Source organism: Enterobacter cloacae complex sp. GF14B (assembly GCF_004136805.1).
GTDB classification, from domain to species: Bacteria; Pseudomonadota; Gammaproteobacteria; order Enterobacterales; family Enterobacteriaceae; genus Enterobacter; species Enterobacter hormaechei_C.
This window is the reverse complement of the sequence record NZ_QFRV01000003.1, coordinates 22,314-43,188: the sequence shown is the minus strand read 5'-3', so window position 1 is coordinate 43,188 and position 20,875 is coordinate 22,314. Positions and strand designations below refer to the sequence as shown.

18 protein-coding genes are annotated in these 20,875 nt (G+C 55.6%); 12 read left to right on the top strand and 6 right to left on the bottom strand.

Going from position 1 to position 20,875, the window contains the following annotated elements; translation table 11 throughout:
* The first annotated feature begins 151 nt into the window (after positions 1-151).
* From DD606_RS01720 to rlmM, 4 genes are all read left to right on the top strand, one after another.
* Positions 152-379 carry a YgdI/YgdR family lipoprotein gene (locus DD606_RS01720; protein WP_003862759.1) on the top strand — a complete coding sequence of 76 codons (228 nt, stop codon included), beginning with the start codon at positions 152-154 and terminating at the stop codon, positions 377-379.
* A gap of 350 nt (positions 380-729) precedes the next feature.
* The gene (gcvA, locus tag DD606_RS01715) at positions 730-1,647 is read left to right on the top strand and encodes a glycine cleavage system transcriptional regulator GcvA (protein WP_003862758.1); all 918 of its coding nucleotides are present in this window, start codon (positions 730-732) and stop codon (positions 1,645-1,647) included.
* A 39-nt stretch (positions 1,648-1,686) separates the two neighbouring features.
* Positions 1,687-2,082 carry a DUF423 domain-containing protein gene (locus tag DD606_RS01710; RefSeq protein ID WP_003862756.1) on the top strand — a complete coding sequence of 132 codons (396 nt, stop codon included), beginning with the start codon at positions 1,687-1,689 and terminating at the stop codon, positions 2,080-2,082.
* Positions 2,075-3,175, top strand: coding sequence for a 23S rRNA (cytidine(2498)-2'-O)-methyltransferase RlmM (gene rlmM, locus DD606_RS01705; protein WP_003862754.1), 1,101 nt, complete (start codon positions 2,075-2,077; stop codon positions 3,173-3,175). Before DD606_RS01710 ends, rlmM begins: the two co-directional genes overlap by 8 nt.
* 57 nt (positions 3,176-3,232) lie before the next feature.
* Here the strand turns inward: rlmM and xni are convergent, their stop codons facing one another.
* The 5 genes from xni to queF all read right to left on the bottom strand — a co-directional run bounded on the left by xni (position 3,233) and on the right by queF (position 9,648).
* Complete coding sequence (gene xni, locus DD606_RS01700; protein ID WP_063979317.1) at positions 3,233-3,988, bottom strand: flap endonuclease Xni; 756 nt, start codon at positions 3,986-3,988, stop codon at positions 3,233-3,235.
* 112 nt (positions 3,989-4,100) lie between these two features.
* Complete coding sequence (locus tag DD606_RS01695) at positions 4,101-5,468, bottom strand: L-serine ammonia-lyase (protein WP_003862751.1); 1,368 nt, start codon at positions 5,466-5,468, stop codon at positions 4,101-4,103.
* Between the two features lie 62 nt (positions 5,469-5,530).
* On the bottom strand, positions 5,531-6,820 hold the full coding sequence (locus DD606_RS01690; protein ID WP_003862749.1) for an HAAAP family serine/threonine permease: 1,290 nt from the start codon (positions 6,818-6,820) through the stop codon (positions 5,531-5,533).
* A 504-nt stretch (positions 6,821-7,324) separates the two neighbouring features.
* The gene (ppnN, locus tag DD606_RS01685) at positions 7,325-8,689 is read right to left on the bottom strand and encodes a nucleotide 5'-monophosphate nucleosidase PpnN (RefSeq protein WP_003862748.1); all 1,365 of its coding nucleotides are present in this window, start codon (positions 8,687-8,689) and stop codon (positions 7,325-7,327) included.
* A 116-nt stretch (positions 8,690-8,805) separates the two neighbouring features.
* On the bottom strand, positions 8,806-9,648 hold the full coding sequence (queF, locus tag DD606_RS01680; protein ID WP_023323687.1) for an NADPH-dependent 7-cyano-7-deazaguanine reductase QueF: 843 nt from the start codon (positions 9,646-9,648) through the stop codon (positions 8,806-8,808).
* Positions 9,649-9,717: 69 nt separating this feature from the next.
* Between queF and syd the strand changes: the two genes are divergently transcribed.
* The 8 genes from syd to DD606_RS01635 all read left to right on the top strand — a co-directional run bounded on the left by syd (position 9,718) and on the right by DD606_RS01635 (position 18,051).
* Positions 9,718-10,263, top strand: coding sequence for a SecY-interacting protein (gene syd / locus DD606_RS01675; protein WP_003862744.1), 546 nt, complete (start codon positions 9,718-9,720; stop codon positions 10,261-10,263).
* A 631-nt stretch (positions 10,264-10,894) separates the two neighbouring features.
* The gene (locus DD606_RS01670) at positions 10,895-11,224 is read left to right on the top strand and encodes a YqcC family protein (RefSeq protein ID WP_045897941.1); all 330 of its coding nucleotides are present in this window, start codon (positions 10,895-10,897) and stop codon (positions 11,222-11,224) included.
* Positions 11,221-12,006, top strand: coding sequence for a tRNA pseudouridine(65) synthase TruC (truC, locus tag DD606_RS01665; protein ID WP_109949009.1), 786 nt, complete (start codon positions 11,221-11,223; stop codon positions 12,004-12,006). Before DD606_RS01670 ends, truC begins: the two co-directional genes overlap by 4 nt.
* A 15-nt stretch (positions 12,007-12,021) precedes the next feature.
* Complete coding sequence (locus DD606_RS01660) at positions 12,022-12,471, top strand: flavodoxin (RefSeq protein ID WP_023295346.1); 450 nt, start codon at positions 12,022-12,024, stop codon at positions 12,469-12,471.
* Positions 12,472-12,779: 308 nt separating this feature from the next.
* The gene (gene gudP, locus DD606_RS01650; protein ID WP_003862734.1) at positions 12,780-14,135 is read left to right on the top strand and encodes a galactarate/glucarate/glycerate transporter GudP; all 1,356 of its coding nucleotides are present in this window, start codon (positions 12,780-12,782) and stop codon (positions 14,133-14,135) included.
* Positions 14,135-15,475 (top strand): enolase C-terminal domain-like protein, encoded by a 1,341-nt coding sequence (locus DD606_RS01645; protein ID WP_003862733.1) that lies wholly within the window; start codon positions 14,135-14,137, stop codon positions 15,473-15,475. Before gudP ends, DD606_RS01645 begins: the two co-directional genes overlap by 1 nt.
* Positions 15,476-15,490: 15 nt before the next feature.
* Complete coding sequence (gudD, locus tag DD606_RS01640) at positions 15,491-16,828, top strand: glucarate dehydratase (protein ID WP_003862731.1); 1,338 nt, start codon at positions 15,491-15,493, stop codon at positions 16,826-16,828.
* A 77-nt stretch (positions 16,829-16,905) separates the two neighbouring features.
* Positions 16,906-18,051: a glycerate kinase gene (locus DD606_RS01635; RefSeq protein ID WP_023314755.1), complete on the top strand. Its 1,146-nt coding sequence runs from the start codon at positions 16,906-16,908 to the stop codon at positions 18,049-18,051.
* 50 nt (positions 18,052-18,101) lie between these two features.
* Here the strand turns inward: DD606_RS01635 and barA are convergent, their stop codons facing one another.
* Entirely contained in the window at positions 18,102-20,861 is a 2,760-nt protein-coding gene (gene barA / locus DD606_RS01630) for a two-component sensor histidine kinase BarA (protein WP_003862726.1), read from the bottom strand.
* Positions 20,862-20,875 lie beyond the last annotated feature (14 nt).

The window sequence follows — 20,875 nt, the reverse complement described above, 5'->3', positions numbered from 1 at the left end:
ATCGGCAGGGCAAGGAAGTTGATATCTATCAGATTTGTCTGCTTATCCTGGCGAGTCTGAAAAAGCAGGTTATGCTAAATAGTGTTAGGCGGATGTTTTAGCCTGTTATAAATCGAGGTTTGAATAGCATTAATTGCTAAAGGAGATAATCATGAAAAAGACAGCTGCAATCATTTCTGCCTGTGCGTTGACCTTTGCCCTGAGCGCCTGTTCTGGAAATAACTACGTAATGCATACCAACGATGGTCGATCTATCGTCTCTGAAGGGAAACCGACAACCGATAATGATACCGGGATGATTTCATACAAAGATGCTAACGGGAACAAACAGCAGATCAATCGCACTGACGTGAAAGAGATGAAGGAAATCGAGCATTAACAGTTAGATAAGCGAAAAAAAAGCACCGCAAGTTGGCGGTGCTACATTAATCACTATGGACAGACAGGGTAAATGTACAGGAAGTGAAAAATTGGTAGCGTTGCTACCGTGGTCTGAATCGCAGACCAATTGCAAACACAACAACACAACATCACAACCGTAAGCCAAAAGCCCTTCAGAACACGCATTCCAAAAAAAGCTTTTCGTTCCGGCTCAGGAAGTGCCGCCACTATAGGTATTTGCTGGTAGTTCCTCAACGGACAAATTATAATGGCTCAGATAAAAAAAACTAATAGGTTAAACGTTGTTTCCTATATGTTAAATCTCGTTAACATCTAAGCCAGATAACCATGTCCAAGCGATTGCCACCCCTTAATGCATTACGTGTTTTTGATGCAGCAGCACGCCACCTCAGCTTCACCCGCGCAGCCGATGAGCTTTTTGTGACACAGGCCGCAGTAAGTCATCAAATCAAGTCTCTGGAGGATTTTCTGGGGCTTAAGCTGTTCCGTCGACGCAACCGTTCGTTGCTGTTGACCGAAGAGGGGCAGAGCTATTTTCAGGATATTAAAGAGATTTTTTCCCAGCTGACGGAAGCCACTCGCAAGCTTCAGGCCCGGAGCGCAAAAGGCGCCCTGACTGTGAGTTTATTGCCCAGTTTTGCCATTCAGTGGCTGGTGCCGCGACTCTCAAGCTTTAACTCAACTTATCCGGGAATCGATGTCCGAATCCAGGCGGTGGACCGTCAGGAAGACAAGCTTGCAGATGATGTGGACGTGGCGATTTTTTACGGTCGCGGTAACTGGCCGGGCTTGCGTGTGGAAAAATTATACGCAGAATATCTGTTGCCGGTCTGTTCACCGCTGCTGCTGACGGGGGATAAAGCGCTCAAAACGCCCGCCGATCTGGCGCAACATACGCTTTTGCACGATGCGTCGCGTCGCGACTGGCAAACTTATACCCGCCAGTTAGGTCTTAATCATATAAACGTGCAGCAGGGGCCCATTTTTAGCCACAGCGCGATGGTGCTACAGGCTGCCATTCACGGGCAGGGCGTGGCGTTGGCAAACAACGTTATGGCGCAGTCCGAAATTGAGGCAGGCCGTCTGGTTTGCCCATTTAACGATGTACTGGTCAGCAAGAATGCATTTTATCTGGTTTGTCATGACAGTCAGGCAGAACTGGGTAAAATAGCCGCTTTCCGGCAGTGGATACTGGCGAAAGCGGCAAGCGAGCAAGAAAAATTCCGCTTCAGGTATGAACAATAACGTTTGTGTGCCGGGCACGCATCAATTCAGGACTTAAACATGACCAGCCGATTCATGCTGATTTTCGCCGCGGTGAGTGGCTTTATTTTTGTAGCTCTGGGCGCGTTTGGCGCGCATGTCTTAAGCAAATCTCTGGGCGTTGTGGAGATGGGTTGGATCCAGACCGGCCTTGAATATCAGGCGTTCCACACGCTGGCAATTTTTGGGCTGGCGGTGGCGATGCAGCGCCGCATCAGCATCTGGTTTTACTGGAGCAGCGTCTTTCTGGCGCTGGGTACCGTACTGTTCAGCGGCAGTCTTTACTGTCTGGCGCTGTCGCATTTACGCCTGTGGGCGTTTGTTACACCTGTCGGCGGCGTCAGCTTCCTGGCGGGTTGGGTGTTAATGTTTATCGGAGCTATCCGTCTGAAACGCAAGGGCGTTGTTCATGAATAAGGTTGTTTTATATTGTCGCCCGGGGTTTGAGAAAGAGTGCGCCGCGGAAATCACCGATAAAGCGGCGAAGCGTGAAGTCTTTGGATTCGCTCGCGTCAAAGAGAACGCGGGCTATGTGGTATTTGAATGCTATCAGCCTGATGATGCCGACAAGCTGGCGCGCGAACTGCCGTTCAGCTCATTGATTTTCGCCCGTCAGATGTTTGTCGCGGGTGAACTGCTGAAAGATCTTCCGCCGGAAGATCGCATCACGCCGATTGTTGGCCTGTTGCAGGGCGTGGTGGAGAAGGGCGGCGATTTGCGCGTGGAAGTGGCCGACACCAACGAAAGCAAAGAGCTGATGAAGTTCTGCCGTAAGTTCACCGTGCCGCTGCGCGCGGCGCTGCGTGATGCGGGTGTGCTGACAAACTACGAAACGCCAAAGCGCCCAGTCGTGCATATCTTCTTTATTGCGCCAGGATGTTGTTACGCAGGCTACTCGTATACCACCAATAACTCGCCGTTCTTTATGGGGATCCCGCGTCTGCGCTTCCCGGCAGATGCGCCGAGCCGTTCAACCCTCAAGCTGGAGGAGGCGTTTCACGTCTTTATCCCGGCGGACGAGTGGGACGAACGGCTGGCAAACGGCATGTATGCCGTCGACCTTGGCGCGTGCCCGGGCGGCTGGACCTATCAGCTGGTGAAACGCAACATGTGGGTATCGTCCGTTGATAACGGCCCAATGGCGCAAAGCCTGATGGACACCGGACAGGTCACCTGGCTGCGTGAAGATGGTTTCCGCTATCGCCCGAACCGCAACAACATCTCCTGGATGGTGTGCGACATGGTAGAAAAACCGGCGAAAGTGGCCGCGCTGATGGCCTCCTGGCTGGTGAACGGCTGGTGTCGTGAGACGATTTTCAACCTCAAGCTGCCGATGAAAAAGCGCTACGAAGAGGTGTCGCAGAACCTGGCTTATATTCAGCAGCAGCTGGATGAACACGGGATTAACGCGGAAATCCAGGCGCGTCAGCTTTATCACGACCGCGAAGAAGTGACGGTGCATATCCGTCGTTGGTGGGCGGCCGTGGGGGGGCGTCGCGACGAGCGATAACGTTTGTAACGCCCGGTGGCGCTGCGCTTACCGGGCCTACAAAATCGTGTAGTTGTTTTAACGCTCTAACCTTAACTGCTGTAAATTCCCGTCCAGTTGTAAATCCGTCTGTAGCGTCGCCACCTCCCGGCAGATAAGCGCCATTTCTTTATGCGCCTCCAGCTTTTTGCGCCATTTTTCCGGCACCTCGTTCAGCCGGGCGTACATCCCTTCCAGACTCTGAAACTCCGTCAGCAGATGTGCGGCGCTTTTGGGTCCAATACCGGCGACACCCGGCACTTTAGAGCTGCTGATCCCCGCCAGCCCCCAGTAATCCGGCAGTTGCTCAGGCGATACGCCAAACTCGCTGGCAATGAACGGCGCGTCCAGCCAGCGTTTTTGAAAATAGTCGCGAATACGGATAGTGGGGGAGAGCAGCTGGCAGTAGCCTTTGTCGGTTGAAACGATAGTCGCCTGATGTCCGGCGCTCGCGACTTTAACCGCCAGCGTTGCGGCTAAATCGTCAGCCTCATTACCGTGGGCGCCCCAGCACGGAACGCCGCGCTGCTCAAAGGCCGCGCGGATAGCGGGCATTTCTGCGTGCAGATCGTCCGGCATCGGCGCACGCCCGGCTTTGTAGTCCGGCAGGCGCTGGTGCCGCCAGCCCGTGTTGCGGGCTTCGTCATCAAAAACCGCGACCGCATGGGTGGGTTCACTGTGGCGGATAAGCTGCTCCAGCGCGTGTAAACAGGTGTCCTTGCAGGGTGTGCCCTGTACCGCATGAATACGGCGAATCAGGTTAAGAGCATCGACGATAAGCAAATGAACGGCCACAGATAATCTCCCTTCTGTCTAATGGGTGAAGGGTAACACTGAGCGCAGCATGAAACTATGAATGGTGGGGAAAACAGGAAGAAGCCTCGCAAAACGAGGCTTCCTGAGAGGCTTAATCGCAGGTGACGATCTTCATCGCCAGGCCACCGCGGGAGGTTTCGCGGTATTTGGCGTTCATATCTTTGCCGGTTTCGTACATGGTTTCGATAACCTTGTCGAGGCAGACGCGCGGTTCGCTGGTACGACGCAGCGCCATACGGGCCGCGTTCACTGCTTTCACCGAGGCGATGGCGTTACGTTCGATGCATGGCACCTGGACCTGTCCGCCGACCGGATCGCAGGTCAGCCCCAGGTTATGTTCCATGCCGATTTCCGCCGCGATACAAACCTGCGCAGGGCTTGCGCCCAGCAATTCGGCCAGACCCGCCGCCGCCATAGAGCAGGCTACGCCCACTTCACCCTGACAGCCTACTTCCGCGCCAGAAATTGAGGCGTTCATCTTGTACAGTGAGCCAATCGCACTGGCGACCAGCAGGTAGCGTGCAAGTGAGTTTGCGTTCACTTCACGGATAAACTTGTCGTAATACGCCAGGACCGCCGGAACAATGCCGCACGCCCCGTTGGTTGGTGCGGTGACGACGCGGCCGCCCGCGGCGTTCTCTTCGTTCACCGCCAGCGCGAACATGTTGATCCAGTCGACGACGGCCATCGGATCGGTGGTGGTTTTGTCGGCGCTGACCAGCATGCGGCGCAGCGCAGCCGCACGACGCGGAACACGCAGTTTACCCGGCAGCACGCCTTCGGTGGTGATCCCGCGCTCAATGCCGCTGCGCATCACTTCCCAGACGTTAGCGAAGTGCTGTTCCAGTTCCTCTTTGCTGTGCAGGGCCAGCTCGTTTTTCATCATCAGGCCGGAGAGAGAAAGCCCTGTCTCCTGGCAGTGACGCTGTAAGTCGGCCGCGTTTTTGTAAGGGTACGGCACATCAACAGCAGAATTGGTGCTTTGACCAAAATGGTCCTCGTCGACGATAAACCCGCCGCCGATGGAGTAATACGTCTGGCTGTAAACCGCTTTGTCGCCGGCCAGCGCGGTAATGCGCATGCCATTTTCGTGCAGCGACAGGTTATCCGCATGGAAATTCATGCAGTGATCAACCGGGAATTCAACCTCATGCTCGCCGTTCGCCAGCAGCAAACGACCGTGGGTGTTCACGTCCTGGATAAAGCCAGGTATTGCATCAATATCAACGGTATCCGGCAGATTACCCGCCAGCCCCATGATAATGGCAATATCGGTATGGTGGCCTTTACCGGTCAGGGAAAGGGAACCATATACATCGACAACCACGCGGGTGATGTCGTGCAAAATGCCGCGTGCAATCAAGTCATCCGTGAATTGTTTACCGGCTTTCATTGGTCCGACGGTGTGAGAGCTGGAAGGACCAATACCGATTTTGAAGATATCGAATACGCTAATCATGATGCGTCCATTGCTTCAGTCAGAGGGGAGAAGTGCGCCGTCCGCAGACGGCGCAGGAGGTATTAGCTGAACAGCGAGTAGAAAATAGCGGAGATGGCAATCAGGCCCATCACAACAACGAACACGTTGCTGATATGGCCGCTGTATTTGCGCATCGCAGGCACTTTCTGAATCGCGTACATCGGCATCAGGAACAGGATCATCGCGATAATCGGGCCGCCCAGGGTTTCAATCATGCCCAGAATGCTTGGGTTCAGGGTGGCTACCGCCCAGGTGGTCACCAGCATGAACAGTGCAGTGATTTTGTTCAGACGGTTGATTTCAATGGTCTTGCCTTTACCACGCAGAGATTTAATCACCATGCCGTTGAAGCCTTCACGTGCGCCCAGGTAGTGGCCCAGGAAGGATTTGGTGATGGCGATAATCGCTATGATCGGCGCCATCCACGCAATCAGCGGTGCGTTAAAGTGGTTTGCCAGGTAAGACAGAATAGAGATGTTCTGCTCTTTCGCCGCCGCCAGATCCGCCGGGGAGAGGCTCAGCACGCAGCTGAACACGAAGAACATTACGGTCAGTACCATCATGATGTGCGCGCGAGCCAGGATGCTGGAGCACTTCTTCTCTGCGCCATTGCCGTACTCTTCACGCTTCGCTACTGCGAAGGAAGAGATGATTGGCGAGTGGTTGAAGGAGAATACCATCACCGGGATCGCCAGCCACAGGGTCAGCAGCAGACCGTTGCCGGTCGTGGATGCGCTGCTCAGAGACAGGGTTTCCAGCGCAGCGCCGTTCCACTGTGGGATCAGGTACAGAGCCAGCACCATCAGAGCCGCAACAAACGGGAACACCAGCACGCTCATCGCTTTCACAATCATCTGCTCGCCGAAGCGCACGATGGTCATCATACCGACGATCAGGATCAGGGACAGAATCGCACGCGGCGGCGGGGTCATCTGAAGCTGGTGCATCATAAAGCTTTCAACGGTGTTGGTAATAGCAACGCTGTACACCAGCAGAATCGGGTAAATCGCGAAGAAGTAGAGCAGGGTAATCAGCTTACCTGCGCCGACGCCGAAGTGTTCTTCAACGACTTCAGTGATGTCTTCGCCCGGATTTTTACCGGACAGCACGAAGCGGGTCAGGCCGCGGTGTGCAAAGAAGGTCATCGGGAAAGCGATGAGGGCCATGATGATCAGCGGGATCATACCGCCGACACCTGCGTTGATAGGAAGGAACAGTACACCAGCGCCGATTGCTGTGCCGTACAGGCCAAGCATCCACATGGTATCCGTTTTGCGCCAACCGCTTCGGGATTCAATCGAAGCAACGGTGCTGGTTTGAGTGGTTTCCATCTGTATCTCCTGGAGGAAGCAAATTGTCAGGTTTTTAGTCAAATCCGATGAAAAAGTGCCTGACGGTAATATGAAATTCGTTCAGTGACGGTTTTTTAATAATTTTTGCCCGTAACTATTGGCGGGCGGAAAGATACATTCTAGTTATGAATCTATCAGTGATCGCGATCCCAAATGCAATAATCCACTTGTGATGTGGGTATCTTTAGACCATTTATCTGTTAAAAAAACATCAAAGAGAATTTACGGGCGCGAAGGCTACCATTAACGACATGTTTTCGAAAAGGTCGACCCGCGAGATAGGTGTCTTTCGCTGTAAAGAAATGGGATTTTAGGATTTTCTGGCGGGTAATTTCGATTAAGGCTGATTATTTACGGTTTCAAAATCGAGGTAATCGTTTGCGCAGGCGTCAGATTTGTTAATAACATTGAAGATCGCTATGAATTGCATCACTAATAAAAAAGCCGGATGACGATCCGGCTTGAGAGGAGAGAAATGTCGCTTTACTTGATGATTTCGTAACACGGAATATAGGCAGAGCCTGGAAGCTTCATGCGGTGCTGAGCGACAAAGCCCTGCAACATGTCATCCATGCGGCGCATCATCTCCGGGTCACCGTGGATCTTATACGGCCCGAACTCTTCAATTGCGCGGATCCCTACCTCTTTCACGTTCCCCGCCACGATGCCAGAGAAGGCGCGACGCAGGTCGGCAGCCAGCACTTCCACCGGCTGATCCGGATAGAGTTTGAGGTTCGCCATGTTCTCATGCGACGGCTCGAAGGGTATCTGAAGATCCGGTGCGATACGGATGGACCAGTTAAAACTGTAGGCATCCCCGGTATCACGACGATTCTCTTTCACCAGCGGCATCGCTTTTTTCATCTGACGGGCCACTTCTGCGGCATCGTCAATAATAATGCGGTAGTGACGGCGCGCATCTTCGCCCAACGTATGCACGATAAACTCGTCCAGCACGCGGAAGTAGTCGGCGCTCTCTTTCGGGCCGGTCAGGATCAGCGGCAGAACCTGATCTTTGTTAGCCGGGTTCATCAGGATCCCCAGCAGATAAAGCAGCTCTTCCGCCGTGCCTACGCCGCCCGGGAAGATGATGATGCCGTGCGCGATACGGACAAACGCCTCAAGACGTTTTTCGATATCCGGCATAATAATCAGTTCGTTAACCAGCGGGTTAGGCGGCTCAGCGGCGATGATCGATGGCTCGGTCATGCCGATAAAACGGCCTTCTTTATAGCGCTGCTGTGCGTGTCCTACTGCCGCGCCTTTCATCGGCGCTTCCATCGCGCCAGGACCGCAACCGGTACAGATATTCAGTTCGCGCAGGCCGAGCTGCGTCCCTACGCGGCGGGCATACAGGTATTCGGTTTCGTTAATGGAGTGACCGCCCCAGCAGACGACCATGTTCGGCGCTTCGCCCACGTGCAGGGCACGGGCGTTACGCAGAATGGAGAAGACCAGGTTGGTGATATGAACGGAACTTTCCAGGTCAAGATGCTGGAAACGTCCGGCATTGCTGATCTGTCCGTTAACAAACAGAATGTCGCGCAGCACGGCAAACAGGTTGGCCTGAAGTGAGCGAATAATACGCCCGTCGACAAAAGCGTCTTCCGGCGGGTTGATCACTTCGAGCTTCACCCCGCGCTCGCGGCGCAGCACGTTGATATCAAAACTTTCGAAGCGGGACAGCAGCTCTTTACTGTTGTCGGTCAGGCTTCCGGAGTTCAGTACGGCAAGTGAACAGTTACGAAACAGTTGATAAAGGTCGCTACTGGCGGTGCGTTTAAGCATGTCCACTTCCAGTTGCGACAACATATCCATAGAGCCAAGCGGGCTAATATGTGTAATCAAGTGAGCTCCTTATGGGACGATTATCGTCTTTCCCTGTTGATTACAATAGCCCTGGCTTATGACGTTTCACAACACTTCGGGCGGAATACCGCCCGCATATTGTGAAAATATTTATCTTACTGGCGCACCAGCCGTCCGGTGGCAGGCACAAAATCGGTATTGGTGCGCCACGGGTTGATATCTAGGCCGCCGCGACGGGTGTAGCGGGCGTAAACGCTCAGCTTTTCGGGCTGGCAGAAACGCTGGATGTCGTTGAAGATGCGCTCCACGCACTGCTCGTGGAATTCGTTGTGATGACGGAATGACACCAGGTAACGCAGCAGCTTTTCACGGTCAATCTGCGGGCCGCGGTACTGGATCTGTACCGAGCCCCAGTCCGGCTGATGGGTGATAAGGCAGTTGGATTTCAGCAGATGGCTGACCAGCGTCTCGTTGACCACTTTTCCGCCCGCCGCGTTTTCCAGGTAGTCGCTGCTAAATTCATAGCTTTCCACCTCAATGTCCTGATCGTCGATGCAGGTGCCGTGGAAATGGGCGATGGGCTGACCTTCCAGCTCATGCAGACGGTATAACGAGACGGTTACGTTCCCCTGCGCGCACGCGCTTAAATCACGTTCAAGCGTCTGTTGCACCTCGTCCCAGCTGTTAAATTTGGTCTGGTTAAAGCTGTTGAGATAGAGCTTAAAGCTCTTGGATTCGACCAGGTTTACGCTGGCGTAATCCAGTTCAACGTGGCCCACGGCCACCTGCGGCAGACCGCGCGCATTCAGCCAGGAGAGTTCGTACAGCGTCCAGATGTCGCCGCCGACAAACGGCAGCGCGTCAGCGTGCAGCCCGAGCGGATCGCGGTTCAGACTACGCGGCACGCCCTGCAACAGGCTTGCATCGTAGGTGTCGCGGTAATCGGTCGATTTTCCCAGCGTTAAGCCCGTTAACGCCTGATGATTTTCGTAAGACATGTTTCATAGCCACTTTACAGGTACACTTATGGGCTGAGTTTATCCTGTCTTACAAGAAGAGAGAAATCGGTGGATATCGAAACTGCAAATGCCCTGACGTCCTTCACGACCCGCTATTGCGATGCCTGGCATGAAAAGCGGGGGACGTGGCCGCAAAGTACTGACTTATATGGCGTGCCGTCACCGTGCATTATCGCTTCGCAGGATGATTACGTTATCTGGCAACCGAAACCGTTCATGGGCGAGCAGAATGTAAATGCTGTTGAACGCGCGATGGACCTTGTGATACAACCTGCGCTTCATGCATTTTATACCACGCAGTTTGCCGGGGATATGACTGCATGTTTTGCAGGACAGCCGCTGACGCTGCTGCAAACCTGGAGCGAAGACGATCTGCAACGCGTTCAGGAAAACCTCATTGGTCACCTGGTCACGCAAAAACGGCTTAAGCTCTCTCCGACTCTCTTTATTGCGACGCTCGACAGTGAACTGGACGTCATTTCTGTCTGCAACCTGTCTGGCGAGGTCATTAAAGAGACGCTCGGCACCCGCAATCGCGACGTTCTCGCGCCTTCACTTGCGGATTTCCTTACCCGAATTGAGCCTCTTCTGTAATCCATGATGCTACTGGGCGTGTGAGAGATCTCTTACACGCGCTGTGAGACATCGCCGAAACAATTAGCATTGTCTTAGGAATTTCAGATTAATATTAACTTCTCTTTCAATAAGTTAGTGGTTTTCTGAAAGGAAATCCCCCGTTTCGCCTGGCTTACATTGCTCACAAGGTGGGTTGTAAGACGAAGCAGAATAGCGGATTCTATCTGTGTCGACAGGATGCCGACACGAGAAACGAACATCAGGATGATGGCGTTTCTTACCAGGGACACGTCAGGATGACGCCGCAGGAAGGCTTCAGGATGAAGCAAAGTGGATCACGCAGGATGCGTAAGGGACACCTCCAGGAAGGAGAACGAGAGCCGGTCAGGATGGTCGGTGGGTCAGGATGGCCAGGACGTTTCAGGATGAAACCTACACATCAGGACGATGTGAGCAGGAAGCAAAAGGTAAAGGGATGACCAGGCCTTCGGGCATCAGGAAAAGTTGTCACGGATGAGCAGGGAGCACGTATTGTAGCTGGAATGCTGCGAAACGAACCGGGAGCACTGTTTTTACAGTGCTCCCTTTTTTATTTCTGTCTTCCGCAATGCTATGCTTCGCGCCATTCCGTTTTTCAGTTGAGGTATATATGTCGCATCATGACAGCGTTCGTGCGCAGTTGCACGCCATCGAAGCCCTTATGCGCCAGCATCAGCTGTGGCAGGATAACGCGCCGCAGCCAGACGCGTTCGTCAGCACCCAACCGTTTTGTCTGGATACGCTGGACCCGTTCGAGTGGCTCCAGTGGGTCTTAATTCCGCGTATGCATGCGCTGCTGGAAGGTGGCCACGCGTTGCCCGCGTCTTTTGCCGTCTCTCCCTATTACGAAATGGCGCTGGAAGCGACCCACCCGGCGCGTACTATGATGCTGGTGGAGCTGGAGAAGCTGGATGCGCTTTTCGCCGGTGACGATGCATGACGCTTGAGATCCTTTATCAGGATGAGTGGTTAGTGGCGGTGAATAAACCGTCCGGCTGGCTGGTGCACCGTAGCTGGCTCGATCGCGATGAGAAAGTGGTGGTCATGCAAACCGTGCGCGATCAAATCGGTCAGCACGTTTTTACTGCCCATCGTCTCGATCGGCCAACCTCTGGTGTTCTGCTGATGGGGCTTTCCAGTGAGGCCGGGCGCCTGCTGGCGCAGCAGTTTGAACGGCACCAGATCCAGAAACGCTACCACGCCATCGTGCGTGGCTGGCTGATGGATTCCGCCACGCTTGATTATCCCCTGGTGGAGGAACTGGATAAAATCGCCGATAAATTTGCCCGCGAAGATAAAGGCCCGCAGCCAGCGGTGACCGACTATCGTGGTATGGCGACCACAGAACTGCCGGTGGCGACCAGCAAATTTCCGACCACGCGATATAGTCTGGTGGAGCTTTTGCCCAAAACCGGGCGCAAGCACCAGCTTCGCCGTCACCTTGCACATCTGCGCCACCCCATTATTGGCGACAGCAAGCACGGCGATCTGCGCCAGAACCGCAGCGCGGCCGAGCACTTTGGCTGTAACCGGCTGATGCTGCACGCCAGCGAGCTACGCCTGACGCACCCGTTTACCGGCGAACCGCTGACTATTCGCGCGGGGCTGGACGAGGTCTGGATGCAGGTGCTGTCACAGTTTGGCTGGCTGGGACAACTCCCCGAAAATGAAAGGGTTGAGTTTGCCGCAGGCAACGTTCAGGATGAACAGCAAGCGCAATAATTACGGGAGCAAAGCATGGCTGAAGTAGGCATTTTTGTCGGGACAATGTACGGCAACTCGCTGCTGGTGGCGGAGGAAGCGGAAGCAATCCTCGTAAACCAGGGCCATAAAGCAACGGTCTATGAAGATCCGGAGCTGGCGGACTGGGAAAAGTATAAAGATAAATACATCCTGGTGGTGACCTCCACCACCGGGCAGGGCGATCTACCGGACAGCATCGTCCCGCTTTTCCAGGGCATTAAAGACCAGCTTGGCTATCAGCCAGATGTTCACTATGGCATCATTGCCCTCGGCGATAGCTCTTACGCCAATTTCTGCGGCGGCGGTAAACAGTTCGACGCGCTGTTGCAGGAACAGAGCGCTCAGCGCGTCGGAGAGATGTTGCTGATTGATGCGGGTGAACACCCTGAGCCAGAAAGCGAGTCAAATCCCTGGGTTGAACACTGGGCCACGCTCCTGAACTAACCCTGTACTAAACGAACGCCAGGCCGGGTAAGGCGAAGCCGCCACCCGGCAACGAAGCCGCATCCTATCCTCAATTCCGTGAAGTATCTTCCACCACTTTGGGCTTATGCCCCAAACCACGTTCCCCACGCCCGTCAATGTTGTGTTCCTGCACGGTGAGAGAACCGGTCACTCCTTCATATACTTTTCCCGTCACTATAAAACGGCTTCTGGCCGTACCAAAACCAAACACAAATCTCTCATTCTGATTACCCTACAGGTGCTGTACAGAATGAACCAGGCGAAAGCTATGTTTCAGGAGTGCAACAATGAGTACATTAAGCCACGCGGCGAGCAGCGCTGAGAAGCGCACCAACGCCCGCTACTGGATAGTGGTGATGCTGTTTATCGTCACCTCTTTCAACTACGGCGACCGTGCCACGTTATCCATTGCCGGCTCTGAGATGGCAAAGGACATCGGACTTGATCCGGTGGGTATGGGTTATGTTTTCTCCGCATTTTCATGGGCCTACGTAATCGGCCAAATCCCTGGCGGCTGGCTGCTGGACCGCTTTGGCTCAAAACGGGTCTATTTCTGGTCCATTTTCATCTGGTCGATGTTTACCCTGTTACAGGGCTTCGTGGATATCTTTAGCGGCTTCGGCATTATCATTGCGCTCTTTACCCTCCGCTTCCTGGTGGGCTTAGCGGAAGCGCCATCGTTCCCTGGCAACAGCCGTATTGTGGCCGCCTGGTTCCCGGCGCAGGAGAGGGGTACGGCGGTAGCGATCTTTAACTCGGCGCAATACTTTGCGACGGTTATTTTCGCGCCAATCATGGGCTGGCTGACGCATGAGGTGGGCTGGTCACACGTCTTCTTCTTCATGGGCGGGCTGGGGATCGTCATCAGCTTCATCTGGCTGAAAGTGATCCACGAACCAAACCAGCATCCGGGCGTGAACAAGAAAGAGCTGGACTACATTGCTGAAGGCGGGGCGCTGATCAACATGGATCAGAAAACCCAGAAAGCTAAGGTCCCGTTCAGCCAGAAATGGGGGCAGATCAAACAACTCGTCGGCTCACGAATGATGATCGGTATCTATCTCGGCCAGTATTGCATTAACGCCTTAACCTACTTCTTCATCACCTGGTTCCCGGTTTACCTGGTGCAGGCGCGCGGCATGTCGATTCTGAAGGCGGGGTTTGTCGCCTCCGTGCCGGCCATCTGCGGCTTCGTGGGTGGGGTGCTTGGCGGGGTCATCTCCGACTGGTTGATGCGTCGTACCGGTTCGCTGAATATTGCGCGTAAAACGCCAATCGTGCTCGGCATGCTGCTCTCCATGACCATGGTGTTCTGTAACTACGTCAGCGCGGAGTGGATGATTATCGGCTTTATGGCGATGGCCTTCTTCGGTAAAGGCATTGGCGCACTGGGCTGGGCGGTGATGGCAGATACCGCGCCGAAAGAGATCAGCGGCCTGAGCGGCGGTCTGTTCAACATGTTTGGCAACATTTCCGGCATTGTCACCCCAATCGCTATCGGTTACATCGTCGGCACCACCGGCTCCTTCAATGGTGCGCTGATTTATGTAGGCGTCCATGCGCTGGTGGCGGTACTCAGTTACCTGGTGCTGGTGGGTGACATCAAACGAATCGAACTGAAACCTGTTGGGGAGCGCGGATGATGACAACGCAATCAAGCCCGATCGTGACGGAGATGAAGGTCATCCCGGTGGCGGGGCAGGACAGCATGCTGCTCAACATTGGTGGCGCGCATAACGCCTGGTTCACCCGCAACATTGTGGTGCTGACCGACAGCGCAGGGAACACCGGCGTCGGGGAAGCGCCTGGCGGAGAGGTGATTTACCAGACGCTGGTCGACGCCATCCCGCAGGTGGTTGGGCAGGAGGTCGCCCGTCTCAACAAGGTGGTTCAGCGGGTGCATAAGGGCAACCAGTCGGCGGATTTTGATACCTTCGGCAAAGGTGCCTGGACGTTTGAACTGCGCGTTAACGCGGTGGCGGCGCTGGAGGCGGCTCTCCTCGATTTACTGGGCAAGGCGCTGAACGTGCCGGTCTGCGAACTGCTGGGGCCAGGCAAACAGCGTGATGCGGTAACGGTGCTGGGCTATCTGTTCTACGTTGGCGACCGGACTAAAACCGATCTGCCGTATCTGGAACGCTCGCCGGGTAGCCACGAGTGGTATCACCTGCGTCATCAGGAGGCGCTCTCTGGCGAGGCGGTGGTACGCCTGGCAGAGGCGGCGCAGGATCGCTACGGCTTTAAAGACTTCAAGCTGAAAGGCGGCGTTCTGCCGGGCGAGCAGGAGATTGACAGCGTGCGCGCGTTGAAAAAACGCTTCCCGGAGGCACGCATCACCGTCGATCCGAACGGCGCCTGGCTGCTGGATGAAGCTATCGCGCTGTGCAAAGGGCTGGGCGACGTGCTGACCTACGCGGAAGATCCGTGCGGTGCCGAGCAGGGCTTTTCTGGCCGCGAGGTGATGGCCGAATTCCGCCGCGCTACCGGGCTGCCGGTTGCGACCAACATGATCGCCACCAACTGGCGCGAAATGGGCCATGCGGTGATGCTGAATGCGGTGGACATACCGCTGGCGGACCCGCACTTCTGGACCCTTTCCGGCGCGGTGCGCGTGGCGCAGCTGTGCGATGACTGGGGCCTCACCTGGGGCTGCCACTCCAATAATCATTTCGACATTTCGCTGGCGATGTTTACCCACGTTGGCGCGGCGGCGCCGGGCAACCCGACCGCCATCGATACGCACTGGATCTGGCAGGAAGGCGAAGCGCGCCTGACCAAAAATCCACTTGAAATCAAAAACGGCACAATTGCCGTACCGGATGCGCCGGGGCTGGGCGTGGAGCTTGACTGGGATCAGATCCACAAGGCGCATGAAGCGTATAAAAAACTGCCGGGCGGCGCGCGCAACGACGCAGGCCCGATGCAGTACCTTATCCCCGGCTGGACATTTGACCGTAAGCGCCCTGTATTTGGACGTCACTGATAAAAGGATCGAACGATGAGCACATTTTCTACCCCTGTAGTTACCTCCATGCAGATCATTCCTGTCGCGGGACATGACAGCATGCTGATGAACCTGAGCGGCGCCCATGCGCCGTTCTTCACCCGTAATATTGTGGTGATCAAGGACAACTCAGGGCATACCGGTGTCGGTGAAATCCCGGGCGGGGAGAAGATCCGTAAAACGCTGGAGGACGCCATTCCGCTGGTGGTGGGTAAAACGCTGGGCGAGTACAAAAATGTGCTGACTCGCGTGCGCACGACCTTTGCCGATCGTGATGCGGGTGGCCGTGGTCTGCAAACGTTTGATCTGCGCACCACTATCCATGTGGTCACGGGCATTGAAGCCGCGATGCTGGATCTGCTGGGCCAGCATCTGGGCGTCAATGTCGCCTCCCTGCTGGGCGACGGCCAACAGCGCAGCGAAGTGGAAATGCTCGGCTACCTGTTCTTTATCGGCAACCGCAAACTCACCCCGCTGCCGTACCAGAGCCAGCCGGACGAAAAATGCGACTGGTATCGTGTGCGTCACGATGAAGCGATGACCCCGGACGCGGTGGTGCGCCTGGCGGAAGCCGCGTATGAAAAATATGGCTTTAATGACTTCAAGCTGAAAGGCGGCGTACTGGCGGGTGAAGAAGAAGCAGAGGCGATCGCCGCGCTGGCGAAGCGCTTCCCGCAGGCGCGCGTCACGCTGGATCCGAACGGTGCCTGGTCGCTTGATGAGGCGATCAAAATCGGTAAGCAGCTTAAAGGCGTGCTGGCCTACGCGGAAGATCCGTGCGGCGCCGAGCAGGGGTTCTCCGGACGTGAAGTAATGGCGGAGTTCCGTCGCGCCACCGGGCTGCCAACCGCCACCAACATGATCGCGACCGACTGGCGTCAGATGGGGCACACGCTCTCGCTGCAATCGGTGGACATTCCGCTGGCAGACCCGCACTTCTGGACGATGCAGGGCTCGGTTCGCGTGGCGCAGATGTGCCATGAGTTCGGCCTGACCTGGGGCTCCCACTCCAACAACCACTTCGACATCTCGCTGGCGATGTTCACCCACGTGGCGGCCGCTGCGCCGGGCAACATTACCGCCATCGACACCCACTGGATCTGGCAGGAGGGCAACCAGCGCCTGACCAAACAGCCGTTTGAAATCAAAGGCGGCATGGTGCAAGTTCCTGCTACGCCGGGGCTGGGCGTTGAGCTGGATATGGACCAGGTCATGAAAGCGCATGAGCTTTACCAGAAACACGGCCTGGGCGCGCGTGATGACGCGCTGGCGATGCAATACCTGATCCCAGAGTGGAGATTCGACAATAAACGTCCGTGCATGGTACGATAAGCTCATTGGGACCGCTCCCATGAGTGGTCCCTTACGTGGTGTATGCTTAACGTAACTAACATGCGTAAGGATGGCTTATGAAAATTGTTATCGCTCCGGACTCGTATAAGGAAAGCTTGAGCGCGCTGGAGGTGGCGACAGCGATAGAGGTCGGTTTTCGCGAAATTTTCCCGTCAGCGGACTATGTCAAATTACCGGTTGCCGATGGTGGCGAAGGGACGGTGGAAGCGATGGTGGCAGCCACGCATGGGCGTCTTGTCCATGTTCCTGTTACCGGGCCTTTGGGTGAACGCGTGGAAGGGTTTTTCGGGTTATCCGGAGACGGGAAAAGCGCCTTTATCGAGATGGCGGCAGCGAGCGGTCTGGAGCTTGTTGCTCCTGCAAAGCGTAACCCGTTAATCACCACCTCCTGGGGAACCGGGGAACTGATCCGTCATGCGCTGGATGCGGGCGTTAAGCATATCATTATTGGCATTGGAGGCAGCGCGACCAATGACGGTGGCGCAGGCATGGTGCAGGCGCTGGGCGTAAAACTGCTGGATGCGAAAGCGCAGCCCGTTGGGCCGGGCGGCGGCGAACTGGCAAGCCTTGCGCATATCGATCTTAGCGGGCTGGACAAGCGGCTGGCAGCCTGTCGAATTGAAGTGGCCTGCGATGTGACCAACCCCCTGATCGGCGAGACAGGTGCTTCTGCGGTATTTGGTCCGCAGAAAGGGGCGACGCCGGAGATGGTCAGGACGCTGGACAACGCGCTTGCGCATTACGCAAAAATTATCGCCCGGGATATGGATATTGACGTCTTAAACCTGGCGGGCGGTGGTGCGGCCGGCGGAATGGGGGCGGCGCTGTATGCATTTTGCGGCGCACAGCTCCGTCAGGGGATTGAGATTGTCACCGATGCCCTGCATCTCGATGAACAGGTCGCGGACGCCGATCTGGTGATCACGGGCGAAGGGCGTATCGACAGCCAGACGATCCACGGAAAAGTGCCCGTTGGCGTGGCGAGAGTCGCGAAACGCTATAACAAGCCGGTTATTGGCATTGCCGGCAGCCTGACGGCGGATGTTGGCGTGGTGCATGAGCACGGACTGGATGCCGTATTCAGCGTGATTTACACCATCTGCTCGCTGGAGGATGCGCTGGAAAATGCGCAACAGAATGTACAGATGGCCGCAAGGAATATTGCGGCGGTGATAAAGATGGGGCAGGGGATGTCGCGTTAACGTTCGTGCTCCTGTAGGCCCGGTAAGCGAAGCGCCACCGGGCTTTGGTCTTAGCTCCCCAACACCTTCATTGCTTCCCGCGTCACGTTGTCCATCTCGTCCAGCAGCTCCAGGAACTCCGGTTCGAGATCGGATTCTGGCGTACCCGCGCGGAGCTGCTGTTCAAGCAACTGGCAGAGATTTTTCAACCGCGGTACGCCGCTGTAGCCGCAGCTGCCGTGCAGTTTATGAATGGCTTCCAGCAGTCCTTCGGGGTTTTCACCCACCAGCTGTTCTTCAACCTTGTTACGGATCTCAGGCAGGAAGTCCACCAGCATTTGCAGCATATCGCGGGCCAGATCGGGTTTGCCTGCCGCCTGGCGCAGTGCCAGTTGCCAGTCAAACGTGGCATTCTGGTTAACGCTGATCTCCGGCGATTCAGCTGTAATGGTGTATGTCCCGCCAATGTGCCCCGGCTTGTAGCGCAGCAGCAGGCTGTGCAGCTTCTCTTCGTCGATCGGTTTCGCCAGATAATCGTTCATGCCCGCACCCAGCAGTTTCTCTTTTTGCCCCGCCATCGCGTGCGCCGTCACGGCAATCACCGGCGTCTGCTGCTGGTGCGGAAGCTGGCGAATCAACTCGCAGGCGCGGATGCCATCCATGCCCGGCATCTGAATATCCATCAGGATCAGGTCGAACTGCATCTGTTTGGCTTGTTCCACGGCTTCGGCGCCGCTGGTACACAGCTCAACGTGCTGAACCTGATCCTCAAGCAGCACGCCAATCAGCTTCAGGTTCGCCGGGTTATCGTCCACGGCCATCACCGTCATCGGCAGCTTATGTTCGTCGTTTTCCAGCGGCAGGGACTGATGCGTCAGACGGCAATATTCGGTCAGCGCAGGTAACAGCCGTGTGGCGGTGAGGGGTTTCAGCAGACACGCCGCCGCTCCGTCGTTTTTCAGCTCTTCGGCGTTGATTTGGGCGTGGCACGGCAGCGCCAGCAGCAGGTAGTCCGTCATTGAGGCCGCCTTCGCCAGGCGTTCCTGCTGCATGGTCAGTTCTCCGGTAAACGTCACCGGAATCCCCAACAACAGGATATCGTAATGATCGTTCGCCAGCGCGGAGAAGGTCGGGCTGTAGATGACCTCCAGCGGCGTGCTGCTTAATACATCCAGCGTACACTGCGCCGCCGCGGCGTTCGGTTCCACATAGGCCAGACGCATCCCTTTCAGGCAGCCGGTGACCGGGCCGTCGGTCTGCACGTTCGGGTTAAGATCAAGGTTGATATGGAACCAGAAGGTTGAGCCCCGGTTAGGCTGGCTGTGGAAGGAGATATCGCCTCCCATCTCTTTCACCAGCTTTTGGGTGATCACCAGCCCCAGGCCCGTTCCGCCGTGACGACGGGAAATGCTCGCATCGGCCTGGCGGAAAGCCTGGAACAGACGCGTCTGATCGCGCTCCGGAATACCAATGCCGGTATCCCGGATCTGCACTTCAATCTGGACTTTGTTATTACTGAGCGCCCTTTTTTCGACCAGAATGTCGATGTTGCCGCTCTCGGTGAACTTAATCGCGTTGCCCACCAGATTGGTAATGACCTGTTGCAGGCGCAGCGGGTCGCCAATGACGTTATCCGGCACATCATTTTTAATATTGAGCGTCAGTTCCAGACCCTTATCATGCGATGAGTGGGCAAGAAGCGTGACCACGTCATCCAGCGTGCTGCGCAGCGGGAAGGGAATACTCTCCAGAATCAGCTTGCCCGCTTCCAGCTTCGAGAAGTCCAGTACGTCGTTAATAATGGTCAGCAGGTTATTGGCTGAGCGTTCAATGGTATGCAGATGGTCACGCTGGGTTGGGTTAAGCTCGCTTTTGAGCGTCAGACGGGTAAAGCCAATCACCCCGTTCAGCGGCGTGCGCAGCTCGTGCGACATGTTCGCCAGGAATTCAGACTTAATACGCGCCGCCTCCTGAGCACGTTTTTTCGCCAGATCCAGCTCCACGTTCTGGATCTCCATCTGCTCCAGCGTTTCGCGCAGGTCAGAGGTGGCCTGGTCAACGTTGTGCTGCATCTCTTCGTGATAAGCCGCCAGCGACATCGCCATTGAGTTGATGCCGTTTTTCAGCATATCCAGCTCGCCGAGCATAAAGCCTTCCACGCGGCTGTCGAGCTGACCCCGGCGGATCCGGTCAACGGTATTCACCATGTTGCGGATAGGCCCCGTGACGTCGCGCATCAGTCGCCAGCCGAAGATCAGCGCGATGCCAATACAGAACAGCATCATCACGCCGGAGATGAAAATTTCTTTGTACTGCTGGAGCCGCACCGACTTGAGATCCAGCTCCAGCGCCACATATCCAAGCATATTATTGCTGGACTTCGCATCGGACTGGGCAGATTCGTCGGGTGAATAGCTTTCGGAGATAATCGGCGTGCGCAGGATCATGATATCGCCTCGCCGCAACACCGTAAGATGACGCGGGAAGGGGGTACCATCCGGGATTTTCAGCGACGTGGGATCCAGATGGAAATTCGAGGTGACGAACAGACGGTTATGCTCATCATAAACGGAAATGGCGCGTACGATCTCTGAATGACGGCGGTGCAATACGCTGATTAACTGACCAATGGATTCACGGTTTTGCAGGTTCATGCCGTACTCGCTGGAGACGGCCAGCGGTTCGATAATACTGGCCCCGGCATCTTCAAGCTGTCTCTGCAAATCGTTATAGCGATGCACCACAAAGAAAATGCTCAGCAGCAAACCGATGAGAACGGTAGGAGCGAGGATCAAAATCATCATGCGCGCGCGCAGGCTGTAGTTGGTCATGGAGTTCCGTTATG